14 protein-coding genes are annotated in these 16,987 nt (G+C 44.8%); 6 read left to right on the top strand and 8 right to left on the bottom strand.

Going from position 1 to position 16,987, the window contains the following annotated elements; genetic code table 11:
• Positions 1-174 precede the first annotated feature (174 nt).
• From R8O10_RS00625 to R8O10_RS00655, 7 genes are all read right to left on the bottom strand, one after another.
• On the bottom strand, positions 175-1,398 hold the full coding sequence (locus R8O10_RS00625; protein ID WP_054579406.1) for a tetratricopeptide repeat protein: 1,224 nt from the start codon (positions 1,396-1,398) through the stop codon (positions 175-177).
• Between the two features lie 9 nt (positions 1,399-1,407).
• A complete protein-coding gene (locus tag R8O10_RS00630; RefSeq protein ID WP_005379353.1) occupies positions 1,408-2,040 on the bottom strand; it encodes an energy transducer TonB in 633 nt (210 codons plus the stop codon).
• A gap of 4 nt (positions 2,041-2,044) precedes the next feature.
• Positions 2,045-2,452 (bottom strand): ExbD/TolR family protein, encoded by a 408-nt coding sequence (locus tag R8O10_RS00635; RefSeq protein ID WP_005379359.1) that lies wholly within the window; start codon positions 2,450-2,452, stop codon positions 2,045-2,047.
• 25 nt (positions 2,453-2,477) lie between these two features.
• Positions 2,478-3,005 (bottom strand): MotA/TolQ/ExbB proton channel family protein, encoded by a 528-nt coding sequence (locus R8O10_RS00640; RefSeq protein WP_005379363.1) that lies wholly within the window; start codon positions 3,003-3,005, stop codon positions 2,478-2,480.
• 9 nt (positions 3,006-3,014) lie between these two features.
• Positions 3,015-4,376: a MotA/TolQ/ExbB proton channel family protein gene (locus R8O10_RS00645; protein ID WP_182038434.1), complete on the bottom strand. Its 1,362-nt coding sequence runs from the start codon at positions 4,374-4,376 to the stop codon at positions 3,015-3,017.
• Positions 4,377-4,379: 3 nt separating this feature from the next.
• Positions 4,380-5,144, bottom strand: coding sequence for a DUF3450 domain-containing protein (locus tag R8O10_RS00650; protein WP_064353525.1), 765 nt, complete (start codon positions 5,142-5,144; stop codon positions 4,380-4,382).
• Between the two features lie 65 nt (positions 5,145-5,209).
• The gene (locus R8O10_RS00655) at positions 5,210-7,810 is read right to left on the bottom strand and encodes a TonB-dependent receptor plug domain-containing protein (RefSeq protein ID WP_017634998.1); all 2,601 of its coding nucleotides are present in this window, start codon (positions 7,808-7,810) and stop codon (positions 5,210-5,212) included.
• Between the two features lie 820 nt (positions 7,811-8,630).
• Here R8O10_RS00655 and R8O10_RS00660 point away from each other — a divergent pair.
• The 6 genes from R8O10_RS00660 to R8O10_RS00685 all read left to right on the top strand — a co-directional run bounded on the left by R8O10_RS00660 (position 8,631) and on the right by R8O10_RS00685 (position 14,901).
• A complete protein-coding gene (locus R8O10_RS00660) occupies positions 8,631-9,656 on the top strand; it encodes an ABC transporter permease subunit (protein WP_005384771.1) in 1,026 nt (341 codons plus the stop codon).
• A gap of 1 nt (position 9,657) precedes the next feature.
• A complete protein-coding gene (locus tag R8O10_RS00665) occupies positions 9,658-10,701 on the top strand; it encodes an ABC transporter permease (RefSeq protein WP_318146081.1) in 1,044 nt (347 codons plus the stop codon).
• A gap of 37 nt (positions 10,702-10,738) precedes the next feature.
• Positions 10,739-12,565 carry an extracellular solute-binding protein gene (locus R8O10_RS00670; RefSeq protein WP_017634997.1) on the top strand — a complete coding sequence of 609 codons (1,827 nt, stop codon included), beginning with the start codon at positions 10,739-10,741 and terminating at the stop codon, positions 12,563-12,565.
• Between the two features lie 9 nt (positions 12,566-12,574).
• The gene (locus tag R8O10_RS00675) at positions 12,575-13,432 is read left to right on the top strand and encodes an ABC transporter ATP-binding protein (protein ID WP_005379371.1); all 858 of its coding nucleotides are present in this window, start codon (positions 12,575-12,577) and stop codon (positions 13,430-13,432) included.
• Between the two features lie 35 nt (positions 13,433-13,467).
• Positions 13,468-14,307, top strand: coding sequence for an ABC transporter ATP-binding protein (locus tag R8O10_RS00680; protein ID WP_005379372.1), 840 nt, complete (start codon positions 13,468-13,470; stop codon positions 14,305-14,307).
• A 168-nt stretch (positions 14,308-14,475) separates the two neighbouring features.
• Entirely contained in the window at positions 14,476-14,901 is a 426-nt protein-coding gene (locus tag R8O10_RS00685; RefSeq protein WP_017820704.1) for a phosphate-starvation-inducible protein PsiE, read from the top strand.
• Between the two features lie 523 nt (positions 14,902-15,424).
• Here the strand turns inward: R8O10_RS00685 and R8O10_RS00690 are convergent.
• Positions 15,425-16,738 (bottom strand): ATP-binding protein, encoded by a 1,314-nt coding sequence (locus R8O10_RS00690; protein WP_036188612.1) that lies wholly within the window; start codon positions 16,736-16,738, stop codon positions 15,425-15,427.
• Between the last annotated feature and the right edge of the window lie 249 nt (positions 16,739-16,987).

The raw sequence follows: 16,987 nt of genomic DNA on the forward strand, positions 1-16,987 counted from the left end.
CTGTTATTAAAACCATTTCTACAACCGTTTAGTGTGCTGATTTTAGGTTTAGAGTCCCGATTTGGCTTGCGTGAGTGACTCTGGTTAAAAATAGGGGTTAATAAAGATAAAACGGAAAAAAGGGGAAGCTTTCACTTCCCCAGGCGTGCGACTGACTCACACTTAATCTTCGAATTATCCTTGAGACTCTAGGAAATTTATCCAAGGGCTAACGGTTGACCTGAATTTTGGCGATTGAGCAGCGCCTTTCATCGCCTGCAAGGCCTTTTGTGGCTGCTTAAGCTCGAAATAGGCCATCCCGCGAATGTATTCAAGTTCTGCCTTTTGCTCTTTAGAGGCACTGGATGCCGCGCTTTCTACAAAACGAGTTGCTTCAGAATACTGCTTGTCTTGTATCATTAAGCGAGCAATCTGAATTTGCGTTTTAGCAGAAGGAGCGAGGTTATATGACTTTTTATAAGCGAGAATTGATTTATCTAGCTCTTTAGCTTGCTGCCAGAAGCTGGCTAGGCGGTCATAGTTTTCCTTCGTCTTTTCAATGTTTCCAGCTGCCATTTCCTTTTCAAGAGTTTTGGCTGCTTTATATGGAATACCTTGATAAGCCAAGAAGTTTACAAAGCGTAAATATTCCTTCTCTCCTTCTAGTTTCCCCATTTTGTAAACCATTTCTAGGGTGGCTAGAGAGTTGCGCTCTTGACCTAGCTCCATGTAGACACCAGAAAGTTGCATCCAGTAACGCTTTTTCTGAGGGTACTTTGAAGTCAGAGTTTTGAGTACACTGGCAACGCTTTTCAGCTGGCCTAACTCGTAGTGAGATGCAACGAGAATTAAGTACCAAGACTCACTTGGGCTCTTGCTCATCGCGATGGCTTTTTTGGTTGGCGGGATTGCATTTCTGTAATCTTCCAACTGAACATAAGCGCTCGCTAACGTGATATAAGCATGAGCTTGAGGCTTCTCTTTGGTTGTTTCTGCAACCTTGAACCATTCCTTCATCGTTTTTACAGACAACGTATACTTTTCTTCAGCTAGGTAAAGCTGAGCCAAGCTGTAGCGAACTTGTTGAGCAACAGGAACGGGAAGTGCGTCGAGCTGTAATGCTTCGGCAAAGTATTTTGCTGCTTGCACATAATTGTCTTGTAGCGAATACAAAAAGCCAGTCTGCTGAAGTAAAACTGCTCGGTCGTATTTTTTCGAACTTGTGCTTTCTAAAGCGCTTGCTAGTTTTTCTTTCGCTGCTGAATATTTTTCAGTTGCGATCAACTCTTGCACTTTGTTAACGGTTCGAAATGTCCGATCTGATAACTGAGGAGCTTCTTTTGCCATCGTAGGAGCGGCCATTGCCACTCCTACGAAGAGAATTAAAGAAGCCACTTTGCTTTTCCATAAACTTTTCATCGTGACTCCTTAATTGGTTGAGAACTCTATTTCTTGCGATAGGCGCGAGCTAACAGGTTTCCCGTCAACCAATTTTGGTTTAAATGTCCATTTAGAGACTGTTTTTCTTGCCGCTCGACCGAGGCCTAAGCGTCGTGGTTGCTCTTTAAGAACTTTGATGTCCTCTACGGCACCACGTGCGTTGACAGTAAACTCTAATAAGACGACCCCTTTTTCTATTCCTGCTTTCGCAGCTTTCCTAGGCATTTGAGGTTGGAATGTCGCTAGAGGTGTTGGACCTCCGCTACCCGCGAGTTGCGCACCTCCACCCTGGCTATAATGTCCAAGCACCGAACCACCTGTAACATTTACGGGTAGGTCAAGCTTTGGCATATCCATTGGGGTCTGCTCCATCACCGGTTTTACTGTCGCTGTCACTTTCATTTCTGGCGGCGGCGGCGGACGCTTAGGCGGTGGTGGCTTTGGAAGTTCGCGTTTTTTCTCCTGTATTTTTTCGTCTGGTTTAATGCGAATAAACTCGACCATACGCAGGTCATCATTCGACACTAACTCGTGGCGCTCTTTGTTTACTAGCTTGTCCATCCCCCAGAACAACCCGAGGGAGACAATGAGCGCCAGTGCAATTGAGGCCAGATACCGCATAAGCTTAATCCTTATTGGTTGCGGCAATGGAGATGCTTTCTACACCTGCCATTTTGATCTGGTCCATAACCTTCACGACTACGCCAGCATTTGCTTCTGTGTCGGCTTGGATAACAACTGCGCCATCAGGGCTTTCTGCACGAAGACGTTCAATATTCGCGCGAACCGCGTCCACTTCGATGCGGCGTTTATCAACCCAAACATCACCCGCCGCACCAACTGCGACCATGATGTTACCTTTTTTCACGGTTTGCGCAGAGCTTGCCGTCGGGCGGTTTACTTCTAGACCAGCTTCTTTTACGAACGATGTTGTTACGATAAAGAAGATCAACATGATGAATACGATGTCGAGCATCGGTGTCATATCGATAGCGGTTTCATCACTGCTATCACTGCTATAGCGTCTTTTCATGACCTATACCTCTAATTCCATTTACTCAGGCAATATGCTTTAGCTTATCTTCCAGCTTTTGCGTTGTGACTTTGGCTAAATGATCAAGACGTGAACTAAAGAACAGTCCTGATAGAGAAGCCACCATCCCGGCTAACGTTGGGATTGTTGCCTTTGAGATCCCCGAGGCCATTGCTCGAGGGCTTCCTGTTCCTGTTACCGCTAAGATGTCGAATACTTGGATCATGCCAACAACGGTGCCGAGCAAACCCAGTAAGGGACAAAGCGCAATCAACACTTTCACGATTGGCAGGCCCTTTTTATTCTCAATGTCCTGACGAGAAACAATTTCTTGTCGGATCATCTTAGCGTTCCAGCTCTGGTGCTCTGATCGCCCCTGCCATGAGCCAACGGCTTTTTTCATGGCTTTTGGAGCGACGGCAGCAAAATAGAACCAACGTTCTAACAATACTGCCCAAAGCATAAAGCTGAGGATGAAGATGGCGACGAGTACATCGCCACCCATTCCCAAGAAGCGCCTAATTGATTCAAGTTCTCCAACTAACCACCACATAACGCCTCCTTAGCTTTCGGCTTTATGTAGTTTTTCCTGATAGCGAGCGATGAAGCCTGCACTCTGTTCTTCAAGAGTTTGAACCAAACGACGACCTTTACTGTGTACGATGGTGTACAGGAACAGTAGAGGAATTGCGACAACCAGACCAAGCATCGTAGTAACAAGTGCTTCAGAGATACCGCCAGCCATTAGCTTAGGATCACCTGTACCAAATAGTGTGATTGCTTGGAACGTACCGATCATACCCATTACCGTACCCAGTAGACCTAGAAGTGGTGCTACAGAAGCGAACAGTTTGATTGAGCTAATAAAGCGTTCAATGCTCGGTGCGTTACGTAGGATGATTTCGTCCAGTTTCGCTTCAAGATCTTCAAGGTTGTCACCTTTGTGTTCTTGGTAAGCTTGGATAACTTCACCCAGAGGGTTACCAGGAATCACGGTTTCTGATTTCGCTTGCTTACGCATTTTACCGCCAATCACTTGAAGGCGTAGGAAGCAAACTAGAGCAATGATAGCGCCAACTGCACCCATACCAAGGATGACGTAACCTACAATGCCACCTTGATCAATACGTTCTTGAACGGTAGGGCTTTGTACAAGTAGAGACAGAATTACACCACGGGATGGGTCAATAAACAGTGGCTCATAGCTGTTTGACGCTGACTCAAAGCCCGCAACATGACGTGTAATATTGGTGCGAGGTTGTCGAGAGAGTTCTTCGAACTTACCTGTTTGAGGTACATAAGTAACGTACTTACCATCGGCAATCGCGTTAAATTCACCGACAAGAGTAACATCGCGAACCGCTTCTTTACCTTCGCCATAAACAACCGTTGCTTGGGTTGTTGCTGTCTCGCCTGAGGCAACCACTTGTTGAAGAATGGTATGCCAGAATGCTTCTAGCTCTTGTGTTGATGGCAGTTCTTTGCTTTCAGCCAGTTTCGTTAGTAGCGCGTCACGCTCTGGGAACTGAACAGCGTTTTGAGAGGCTGCAAATAAGCCCTTAAACTCTCCCGCATACTGGCGGACCACACCAAACATTTCGCCCAAAGTACCAGAGCGAACACGTAGGGTTTCTGTTAGTTCAGTTAGCTGCTTATCGTTTTCATCAAATGTTGCTTTAAGTTGATCGCCCAGTGCTTGCTGCGCAGCTAACTCTTCGCGAGCTTGTTGCAATAATACCGCTTGCTTATCGCGATTGTTCTTGAACTCAGCTTCACGGGCTTTGTTCTCTTTCGACTCAACGATGCTTTCTGATTTTACGTTTTTAAGTAGTTCAGATAAGTTTTTAGGCGCTTCTGCTTGTACGCCAGAAACCATAAATAAGCTCGCTAGTAGGCCAGCGGCTAGAGTTTTGAATCCTTTCATCTCTTATTCCTCCCCAGCATATACAGGCAATTTGATTAGCGCTGGTGGCGCTTGCTTCTTCGCGATACGAAGGCCTTGCTGTACCGCTATGCGGTAGCTTTCCGGTAATGTTTCCCATTGACGTGTTTGTTGGTTCCACATACCTGTCTCACCACCGTCTGGAGATTGGAATAAAAGCGCCGTGCGACCAATACGTAGGAAGTCGTAAGTCACGGTTTCCCCATTTCTATCTAGGCTAGCTTTGTAAGATTCAATTGAGCGAGAGAAGCCTTCTTCAATTTGGTAGGCTTCCATCACTTTACGGAATTTCTCAGAAGTCGTTACGTCGGCGCGATCCATGAGACGACGCAGTTCTTGGACACGTTTATTACGTTCTTTTTTCTGGAAAGGCAGATCGAGAGTCACAAACTCATCGAGTGCATCGATCATTTTAAGTGTTAGTGGCACTACTTCTGTTGCCGTTTGATCGATCTGAGCAATTTGGTTATTTAATGAGTCCAATTCACCTTGCTGTGATTGAACCATACGGTTAATTTGCTCGTTGTAGACTTTCATGCTGTCGATTTGACGTAGTAAGCCTTTGTATTCTGCCAACATGCCTTCAGTACTTTCGGCATAATTGTCGATTTTTTGTTGCGAAGCTTCTGAAGATTGATTTGCTTTTGCTTGTGTGGAAACGACAGCACCAGAGCTGGCCGCTATAGAGCTACTACTGATAGTAAGCAATGCTGCAGCTATGGCACTGAGACCAAATTCCTTGAATTTCATGGTTGCATCCTTGTCAGTGTTTTAGTCAGTCGAAAAGGGCGCGGAAAACCCGCGCCAAATATTTTTTAGAAGTCGTATGATGCCTCGACGTATAGCTGACGTCCGATTGGATCGTCATACCCAGTTGCATAGAATGGAGAGGTATCGCTTAGAGGATCTGCAGGCGGTACTTTGTCAAACATGTTGATAGCACCAAGAGTTACACGACCACTCTCGTTGAATTGGTAAGAAGCCGTTAGGTTCCACGTTGTCATACTAGCGATTTCTGCTTTGTAACCCGCTTTTTTAGCAGAATCACAGTCATCAAAGTAGTAACGGTTTGCGTAGCTTGAACACATACGGTCGCGGTATTTACCAAATAGGTTGATAGCGACATCTTCATATGCCCAGCCAAGATTTAACGTTGCGGTGTATTCAGGCATGAAATCTCTTTCATCCGTTACAGGCTCGCTGTCGTTTTCTTGATATTCAGCAATCAAGATCTTCGTTACAGCAACACGCGTGTTAAATGAACCGAACTCATTAGTGTCGTATGCGTATTTGATCGCTAGGTCAATACCAGAACGCTCTTCATACGACTGGTTCACTGGACCATAGGATACCGACTTGATGGTGCCATCTGGGTTACGAACGACTTCAGTACCTGGGTATTTACCTGGATCGTTAATTACGTCTTGGTAAGTTGGTGCTGTTACGACGTCTTCCATCTTGATGTGGTACCAGTCAACAGTTACACCAAGATCATCCACAGGCTCCCACGCTAGGCCCAAGTTAATGTTTGTACTTGTTTCTTCTTTCAGCTCAGAGTTAGGGCCATTAAGCGTATCGAAGTACTGAGTATCACACTCTGGGTACTTATCTTTATCTTGTGGGCCGCTACCACCAGCGTTGGCACAAAGCACAGGGTCAAAACCAGAACCAAAGCCTCGAGTTTGATCACCAAATAGTCGCTTCAAGTCTGGAGCTCGGAAGCCTAGACCGTAGCTACCACGTAGCAATAGGGTGTCAGTAGGACGGTATGCTAGGGCTACTTTAGGAGTGAATGCGCCGCCAGTTGCCGAGTCGTCGAAGTAGTGGTCGTAACGACCAGCGACAGTCATTTCTAAATCTTCAATGATAGGAATAAGAGCTTCAACACCAAGACCAATCTGATCGCGGTCACCGCCGCCTGATGTTCCACCTAGACCAGAGAAACCACCAGCTGCTGTTGTAGCATCAATCGTCTCATTGTAGTCAGTACGGTTCCATTCACCATAAACAGCAAAGCCAGACATACCTGCAGGAAGTTCAACCAAATCACCAGCCAGTGAGCCGTTAACAGAGTAAAGCTTTGAGTAAGCTTCTTTGCTTGAAGTGCCGCTGTATTTGTCTACAACGTCTTGTGAGATAGGCCCTAGAAGATCGACATCACCATTTTGTACAGCTTGGTCGAGAGTTAGAAAGATTGCTGGGTTGCTTGTTTCAACGCTTTGCTCAGAGTAACCAGCGGATAGGTCCCAATCATACGTATCAGCAAGCAGGCCGTTCAAGCCTAAGGTTAAGCCAAAAGAATCGGCTTCAGTGTTACTTTCGCGTGGTCCAAATTCGACCATACGGCGAGTGTATTCGCCTTCGCCGCGGAAGTGAGTGGCATCAACTTCAACGCTGTAAGGGTTAGGTTCGAATTCAGATTCTGTAGACTTGTAGCCAAAACGGGCTTCTGCCATGGCAGTGACATTGTCGTTAATGTCCATTTCACCACGTAAAAGTAGGTCTACTTGTTTGTTTTCTGGTTTTAATGTTCGGTATGCAGAGCGGTTAACACCACACTTTCCATCCGCTCGTTCAATCGCGGCATCACCAACGACTTCTTTACATGAAGAACCAGCATCAGCTGGTGTTAGAAGTGTTCCGTTGGCGCCTTCAAAGTTTGCACCGTAGCTAGAGTAGCCACTTAGCTGAGAACGGCTAGAACCGTCATCGCCAGCCCAATCATCTCGGTCAGATTGCTTTAGCATTTCGTTGCCCGCAAATTGGCCAACGAAGAGAATACGTTTGTCGTCAAAGTTTTTGCCAGCTACAACGTCTAAACGACCATTTTGGTAACCACCATCCGTCGCGTCACCCGCGCGTACTTTTACAGAAACGCCATCAAAGTCTTTCTTTAAAATGAAGTTTACGACACCACCGATTGCGTCGGAGCCGTAGATAGCAGAACCTGAGTCGGTCATTACTTCAACACGCTCAATAGCGGCGACAGGGATTTGGCCGATATCTTGGAAGTTAGATGTACCATCTTGTGCTAGCGGGTATTGAGGAAGACGACGGCCATCAATAAGAATCAATGTGCGTGACGCGCCAAGGCCACGTAAGTTGACTGACTGCGCTGCTGGTGTAAACGAGAAAGAGTCTGTTTGAGCCATTACACCACCTGTGTTTTGGGTCAAACTGTTCAATACGTCTTGCGCGCTGTTAAAGCCTTTAGACTCAATGTCTTTACTATTAATAACAGTAACTGGTGAAGGACCTTCCATATCCGTCGTGGAGATACGCGAACCAGTAACTTTCATCTTTTGAAGTTTTTCAACTTGCTGCTCTTCTGCCAGTGCTGTTGCTGGGGCTGCAACTGCTGCTGTCCCCAAAGCAAGGCTTATCGCAACAGATAAAGCGGTTGTGTTTTTATACATCCTTGTTGCTCCGATTATTATTATTTCCTATGTCTGGCCGCATAGCGGCCAAATGTGACGTTAATATTTCGTTAACGTTCGGCCAATGTATAACCGAGATGAAAAAAGGAAGTCAAACCAGTGGTAAACGGGGATGCTTAAATGTAAAAAAGATGTAAATAACCAGACTTTATTTAAAAGGCGGAATAAAAAACCGAATAAGGTTTATGAATCGAGATTAAATTTCAATAAAACACCGTATTTTGTGTTTCTTATAAACTTTAATGACTTATCTTGCCTATGGTTTTTTAGTGGGTAATTGAATCTGGAAAAAGATATTTTTCCAGTGAATTGTTCTGAGATGAGTTTTATATCGAATCCATACTTTGTTAGCTCGAACTTATTAGGTGGTATCAAAATATGATACCCATTGCTGTTAAAGGGCTCACTCGTATTTTTAGGTCAAATATAACCTTGGATTATGTGTCTATTTATGTGTGTAGGGTGCATTTTTATGTAGGGTTTTGGCTCTAAACAGCCTAGATTGATATTCTGTATGAATTATTTTTGTGGTTTTTTATAATTTTTTACAAAAACATTTCTGTTTTTCGACATCGAAGGAAGTTTGTCATGTTTTGGTTTCAAACACTTGAAGCTGATGTGGATTCAAGATAAATATGACGCTGAAATTATTGCAGTAGTAGAAAAGTCTAGCTCTTGAGGCGCAGGGAGTGTGCTTCAACAGTTTTAGTTACTACGAGATAAATATGCACCATTTTGGGCGGAAAATATCCTCTTTCACTCCGTTTGAACTGGACAGTAGACAAGGAGCAAGTTGTATATGCTGTCGTACTTTTTACGCCGTTTGGCGTTGGTTATCCCAACGTTTCTCGGGATAACTATTCTCATCTTTGCTATCACTCGTTTCGTGCCTGGCGGACCTGTTGAACGCATGTTGTCACAAATGCAGTCCCAGGGGGACGGCGCCGCATCAATGACGTCTGCGGGTGGTAATACGGCCCTTTCTGACGATCAAATCGCGGAGCTGAATGCGTTTTATGGCCTGGATAAACCAGTAACGGAAGCGTACGTCGAATGGTTAAGTCGTTTGGTAATGCTAGATCTTGGCGAGTCGACGCGTTACTACGAGCCTGTCTCTGACATGATCGCAGAGCGTTTGCCAGTGTCGTTGTTTTATGGCGGCATGACCTTCTTTATTAGTTATTTTATCTCGATTCCTCTTGGTTACTATAAGGCGCTCAAGCACGGTTCTGTGTTTGATTCCGCCTCTTCAGTACTCATTTTCGTAGGCTACGCGCTACCAGGTTATGTGGTGGGTGTATTGCTGATCACGTTATTTAGTTATCACTTGGAATGGTTTCCGATGGGAGGCTTTGTCGGCGATGACTTCGACGATTACGAAACCTTCTTTGAACGCGCTAAAGACATTATGTGGCATGCGGTGTTGCCTTTGATCTGTTACCTCATTGGTGATTTTGCCACGCTGACGATGACAATGAAAAATAACCTGATGGAAAACCTTTCCTCAGATTACATCCGCACCGCAATTGCGAAAGGATTACCTTTCAAAAAAGCAGTTCGTAAGCACGCGTTGCGTAACAGCTTAATTCCGATCGCGAGTCACTTTGGTAACTCTTTGTTGTTCTTCATGACCGGTGCCTTCCTGATTGAAGTTATCTTCAATATTGATGGCATTGGCTTATTGGGTTACGAATCAATCATGGAGCGTGATTACCCTGTTGTTATGGGTATTGTCGCCATTAATGCGTTGTTACTGCTCATTGGTAACATCATTTCAGATATTTGTGTTGCTTTAGTCGACCCACGTGTGAAGTTTGGAGCGTAACATGATTAAAGTTAGTTCATTAACTCAAAAGAAAATTCGTCACTTTAAAGAGATCAAACGAGGCTATTGGTCGTTTGTTGCTCTTTCTATCATGTTGATCCTTTCTCTATTCGCCGAACTTTTGATCAACAGTAAAGCGCTAGTCGTCAAGTACGATGGTAGCTACTATTTTCCTGTTGTCAGTGACGTACGTTTAGGTAGCGAATTCGGCCAAGAGTCATCCAGTGAAGCCGATTATCGTGTACTGCAAAAAGCGTTTGAGGCTGAAGGGGGCGACAACTTTGTTATTTTGCCGCTTGTGCCGTGGAACCCATACGAACAAGATTTTAGTGGTGATTTCCCGCCAACAGCGCCTAGTGCCGAAAATAAGCATTATTTAGGTACAGATGTGATAGGTCGCGATATTTTGGCGCGACTCGTCTACGGATTCAGAACGGCGATGGGATTTGCGTTGCTTACGATGGCCATTTCCTACGCGATCGGTACTGCAGTCGGTTGTGCTATGGGTTTTTGGGGCGGTAAATTTGACTTGTTTGTACAGCGACTTATCGAAATCTGGTCAATGGTCCCGTTTTTGTACGTCATTATGATTCTTGTCTCAATCGTTCAGCCGACGTTCGCTCTCTTTGTCGCTATTAACGTGCTTTTCACTTGGATGGGGATGACATGGTACATGCGGACCATGACCTATAAAGAAGCGGCACGAGAATATGTAATGGCGGCTCGTGCTTTAGGGGCATCGACCGGACGTATCTTGTTTAATCACATCTTGCCAAATACGATGGTGATGATTGTAACCCTAGCGCCTTTCACTATTGCAGCTAACATCACAGCACTGACTGCTCTCGATTACCTAGGATTAGGCTTGATGCCACCAACGCCAAGTTGGGGTGAACTACTGCAACAAGGTAAGTCAAACTTAGATTCGCCATGGATTGTTGCGTCAGTAGTGACTTCTATTGTTCTGGTTCTGGTAATGGTGACCTTTATTGGTGAAGCCATTCGAGCGGCTTTCGACCCGAAAAAATTCACACGCTATGTTTAAGCGAGCATTGTGAGCAAAACATAAAAAGGGAAGTTTTATGAAGAAATTATTTTTAGCGTCCACGCTGAGCGCCCTGAGTTTTGGTGCAATGTCAGCAACGCTTCCGACTGACTTAAACTGGCAAACAAACTGGGATGAGCCTCAATATGGTTCGCCAGAAGCGAAACGTGGAGGGACTTATCGCACCTTTATGTCAAGTTTCCCGCAGACGTTACGTAGTGTTGGCCCAGACGCTAATGCAGGGCTACGTTCTTTTATCTTAGATGAAACACCAGGCTTGGTGGTCCGCCACCCAGATACTTTAGAGTTTATCCCTGAGCTTGCTAACGAGTGGGCGTTAGCAGGTGACAACAAAACGGTCTATTTCAAACTCAACCCTGAAGCCAAATGGTCGGACGGCAAACCTGTGACTGCCGACGATTTCGTGTTCATGCTGAAGTTTTATCGTTCCAAGGACATCTTGGAACCTTGGTACAACGATTACTACAACAAAACGATTGCGGATGTTATCAAGTACGACACTCATACGTTTGCTGTTAAGGCTGCGAAAGAGTTCAATCCGGAAGAGTTGCTGTTACGAATGGGGGCTCTGCGCCCACGCCCCGCACATTTTTATGCTAACCCTTCAAAAGATGAAAATGGTGACGGTATACATGACAACTTTGTCCGCTACTACAATTTTAAAAGTGAACCAACGACCAGTGCATACTACCTAGATGACATTAAAAAAGGTAAAAGTGTTACCTTCAAACATGTCGGTGAAGACTGGTGGGGTTACAGCAATAAGTATTATCAACATCGTTATAATGTCGACAAAATCCGCATCACAGTGATTCGCGACAGTGATATCGCGATGAAGCACTTTGAGAAAGGGAAGCTGGACGCATTTGGTCTTGTTTTACCAAGCTTATGGCATGATAAATCGAATACGGAACCTTACCAAAAGGGATACATTCAAAAGTTCTGGGGTTACAACCAATTCCCAGTTGGGGCTGGTGGTGTATGGATGAACACCGCGATGCCTTTGCTGGATGATTTAAACATTCGCAAGGGCATTACTTACGCGATTGACTTTGATGGCATGATAGAGAATGTCATGCGTGGCGACTACTCCCGTAAACCGAACCCGACCGGTTATGGTCATGGTAAATACACCCTACCAGATGCTAAGGCACCGAAGTTTGATCCCGCAAAAGCGGCCGAGGCATTCGAAGCCGCAGGCTTTAACAAAATTGGTTCTGATGGTATTCGTGTCAATGATAAAGGTGAGCGCTTAAGCTTCGAGCTGACCTACGGAACACCTGTTCATACTCCTCGTATTGCCTTTTTGCGTGAGCAAGCCAAGCTAGCTGGGCTGGATATTGAGCTCAAGTTAGTTGATGGCTCATCCATGTTCAAATACGTACGTGAGAAAAAGCACGATTTGGCTTTCTTAGATATGGGTACGTCTGAGATCCCAACGTATTGGGAGTATTTCCATTCAGTCAATGCGAACAAGCCGCAAACTAACTCTTTCACAAACTACAGCACGCCTGAACTGGATGAAAAGATCATCGAGTATCGTTTTGGCATGGATATGGATAAAAAGATCCAGCTAGGTCATGAGATTCAGCGTGACATCATTGATGCTCACGTTATCGTCCCAGGCTACATGGTTCCTTATGTCCGCTATGGTCACTGGCGCTGGTTAAAGTTTCCAGATAAGCCAATGAATCGCATGACAGAGGCGCTGTTCAGTGGTGCAATCATAGGCGATGGCACTTACTGGATTGATAGTGATATCAAAAAAGAAACGAAACAAGCGATGAAGTCAGGCAAAGCTTTTGAACCTGTTGTTGTCGTAGATGACACTTATAAGCTGTAAGGATTGGTTATGGAAAACGATGTAATCCTAAGTGTTAAAGATCTCGAAGTTGAATTTACCACCGATGATGGGCCAGTGAAGGTTCTGCATGGTGTGAACTTTGATGTGAGAGCTGGGCGTACACTCGGTCTGGTGGGAGAGTCAGGTAGTGGTAAGAGCGTAACCTCAATGTCGATCATGGGGCTATTACCTAAGCCATATGGCAACATCATTAAAGGTGAAGTGAATTATCGCGGCACCAACCTAGTTGATTTGCCTGCGGAAGAGATGTACGCCATGCGTGGCGATCGCATTTCGATCATCTTCCAAGACCCAATGACGGCGCTTAACCCAGTGCATACCATTGGTCGTCAAATATGTGAAGTGCTTGAGCTCCATCGACCTGAGCTCGACAAAAAGGAGCGGGAGGCGTACTCGATTGAAATGCTGGCAAAAGTAAAAATTCCAATGCCAGAGAAGCGATTGAATGAGTATCCCCATAACCTATCTGGTGGTATGCGCCAGCGTGTCATGATCGCGATGGCATTGGCCTGTAAGCCGGATATTCTGATTTGTGATGAACCGACTACAGCGTTGGATGTTACGGTTCAGGCGTCTATCCTTGAACTGATGAACGAGCTTCAGGAAGAAACGGGCATGGCGATGATCTTCATCACTCACGATCTCGGGGTTGTGGCAGAAGTGTGTGATGATGTTGCCGTGATGTATGGCGGACGTATTGTCGAAAAAGCAGAAATTTTTGAGTTGTTTGATAACCCGCAGCACCCATACACAGAGCGTTTAATGGGATTGATGCCGAGCTTAGATAATGAGCCGAAGCAGATGATCGATATCAAGCCTATTGATGCCAGTATGTTTGCCAGTTAACTGGGCAAAGTGAACCAGTCATAAAAGAGGATGTTATGGCAAAAGAAGTATTAAGAATTGAAAATCTTAAGCAGCACTTTGTTTCTGGTAAAGGGCTGTTCAAGAAAGGCTACACCATCAAAGCGGTAGACGGGGTTTCACTGTCTGTTTCTGAAGGTGAAACACTGGGGCTAGTTGGTGAGTCAGGTTGTGGTAAAAGCACCCTTGGTCGCACGATCTTAAAGTTATACGAGCCAACAGAAGGTAAGATTTTCTTTGAAGGTAAAGACATCACTAAATTGTCTGTGAAAGAGATGCGATCGCTGCGTAAAGACATGCAAATCGTCTTTCAAGACCCAATGGAGTCACTCAATCAGCGTCATACCATCGGTATGATTCTGGAAGAACCGTTTGTTATTCATAAAATTGGCACGCCAACAGAGCGTAAACAATGGGTAAAAGAGCTTTTAATCAAAGTGGGATTACCAGAAACGGCAGTAAACCGTTATCCACATGAATTTTCAGGCGGGCAACGGCAGCGTATCGGTATCGCTCGCGCGATTGCATTGAAGCCTAAACTGCTGATTTGTGATGAATCGGTATCTGCGTTAGATGTGTCGGTACAGGCGCAAATCTTGAACCTATTGCTACAACTGCAACAAGAAATGAACTTGGCGATCATATTTATCTCTCACGATCTCTCGGTGGTGAAACATGTTTCTGACAAAGTTGCCGTGATGTATTTTGGCAAAGTGGTAGAAGCAGGCAGTGCTAAAGAAATTTATGCAAACCCGCAAAACGAATACACCAAAAAACTCCTATCTGCGATTCCGATCACTCACCCTAAATATCGGAAGAAAAAGCGCGTAGCTGAAAAAAAGCAGCAAGTGGCGTAAGTGATGCCACAGGTCCTATAACACAAAAGCGCTCCGCCAAATAAGCGGAGCGTTTTTATAAGCAAATGCCAGGACTTGGAGTCGATTTACACTGATGTTTATTCTGATTGATTGAAGATCGTTGCATGCTAAACTCAAGGCCTATTTTCTTTGTTTGGATAATGGACCATGCCGTCGAATTTACCGAAATCCTTTAGTCGACCTTTCCTGAGAATCTTCCATATTTTGGAGGCGGTATTATTAGTCTCTATTACCTTGGCGACGTTGTACGCCATGATGCAAGAGTTTGTGCACGTATTTGTAGAGAAGCGTGTCTTACTCACAGATATTCTGTTGATGTTTATCTATCTGGAAGTGCTCGCCATGGTGCAGCAGTTCGTGATGAACGGTAAAATTCCGGTACGCTATCCTATCTACATCGCGATGATGGCGATCGCCCGCTATATCACTCTCGGAATGAAAGAGCTGGATGCGGTTTTGGTTGTGTGGTTATCTCTGGCTGCGTTTATTTTGGCTGCGGCTACTTTGCTGATCAGAATTGGACACCATTATTGGCCCTACGTTGATAACAGAACCTTGGAAAAAGATGAGTAAAAGAAAGCCCCGCACTAGCGGGGCTTTTTTGTTTCAATACTCGATGACTTTTAGATCATTCAATGTTTTGGATCTGCTCATTGAGTAGCGGCCTAGAACCTAACAAACTCAACGAGTTATCGAAAAGAAACCGTTCAAGAATGCCTGTTTGCCCACCAAACTGCCCACCACTTGCCTATGGCTTTTACTAAATCTTAGTGGTTAGCAATGGAAAAACAGTGCCGTTTTTATGCTGCTGTTAGAGCTAAAACATAGCAGTTTTGAAGGGCTTTATCGAGCACGATTTCCGTCAACATAGCTTTGCCATTTTTTCACTGGTTCTACGCGATAGTAATGAGTCAGCAGAAAGCTCACTTAGCCTGAAATGGACATTATGATGTCCATTTTAATAGAAATAAGCTCAATATGGATACTATGGTATCCAAGAGAGATAAGACTGAGTGTCGAATGGTAAGCATCAGGTCTACAAATTGTTATCCCTAAGGTAACTTTGTGTAGACCTTCGGGGCTAGGCAACGCGCTTTTACCACCTCTTTGGTAAATACTGCGTGAAATACAAAGGCATCACGATATTGGTTTGTTCTAACGCTGAAGAGCCTTGTGTACCCGTTAACTTAAAGGTTTTATTTGGAGTACATTTTTCAACGTAGGATGCCAACGATTTTGCTCTTGTACGTTTACCACTTTTGACTTCCACAGGGATGATATCGCCTTCATCGGTCGCCAAAATAAATTCGATTTCGGCGCGGGCGTCATTCCATGAATAGCTTGGGTCAACGCCAATAGCTGTGAGCTCTTGTTGCACAAAGTTTTCAGCCACATAGCCTTTGTATTCATAGTTTTGTTGCTTAATCTCTTTATAACTGCTGCCCAGCATATGATTGAGCAGGCCCACATCAAACAGAAATAGTTTAACCATATTGTCTTTTTTATAGGCCGCCAACGGAGATTTAGGTAATCCTTCAATAGGGTAGTTTGGCAAAGCTAAGCGGCAGCAGTTAAGCCAATGGATCGCGGTTTCAAAATCGCTATAACGAGATTTACGCTCATGCACATGCTTAAATTTAAAGCGTTTAACTGACTCATCGCTGACAAGTGATAGCTGGGCTGGAATGCTATTAAACACCGATTCAATCAGTGTGGCATCGACCTTGCCCGCGTACTTACCGAAATCGCGGCGATAACCTTCAACTAAATCGGCATGAATTTTTGTGACTTTTTCAACACGCTCTAGAATGCTTGAATCCTTAAACTGATACCAAGCAGAAACGGCTTCCGGCATACCACCGGTAAAAAAATAGTCGGTTAGTTTATCCATCAATTTAGTGTGCACCGCCGGTGTGCTTGCTTGACTATCAAATGCTTTGATCAGTGCTTGCTCGTTGGATGCGTAAATAAATTCTTGGAAGGTCAGTGGTCGTAAATTGTATTGCTCTACCTTGCCCACAGGGAAGGTGTTGAGCAAACCAATATTTGAACCGCTGGCTGCGACAAAATAGGACGGTGCTTTTTCGGCAAAATACTTCAGCGAAGTTACGGCTCGTTCACATTCGCCAATTTCATCTAATATCAGCAAGTCGGTGTCTGGATTGAACGCTTGGTTGGTTAACAACTCAATGTTCATTACTAGCTCGTCAGGTGACAACGAGCCATCGAACGCTTCTTTGTAAGCTGGGTTTTCAAGGAAGTCGATACGAAGGATGTTGGCAAAGGTATTCCCAAACAACTCTTGCAGTAGATAGGTTTTACCTGTTTGTCTTGCGCCATCGATCAATAATGGCTTGCGCACAGGTTGACTTTTCCATGCTATTAGGGCGTTGAGTAAGTTGCGCTGCATTGTCATTTCCCGCCAATTTAGACTGTTAACTGCCTGTAGTATAACTCAGTCTACACTTTTACGCGCAGAAAAGTGTGATATTTTACATTTTTATGCGCGTAAAAGTGTTGTGGCGTTCTAATTGAGCAAGACTCTCCCTTTTTGAAAAAGCTTTTGGCACTCATCCCTTGGGCTTTTGGGGCAGTCTGGGCAAAGCCTTAGTTCACGCCACTTAGGCACACACTAACCCTGCCCACAGGGTATTTATGA

Source organism: Vibrio sp. 1727 (assembly GCF_033344415.1).
Lineage (GTDB): Bacteria > Pseudomonadota > Gammaproteobacteria > Enterobacterales > Vibrionaceae > Vibrio > Vibrio alginolyticus.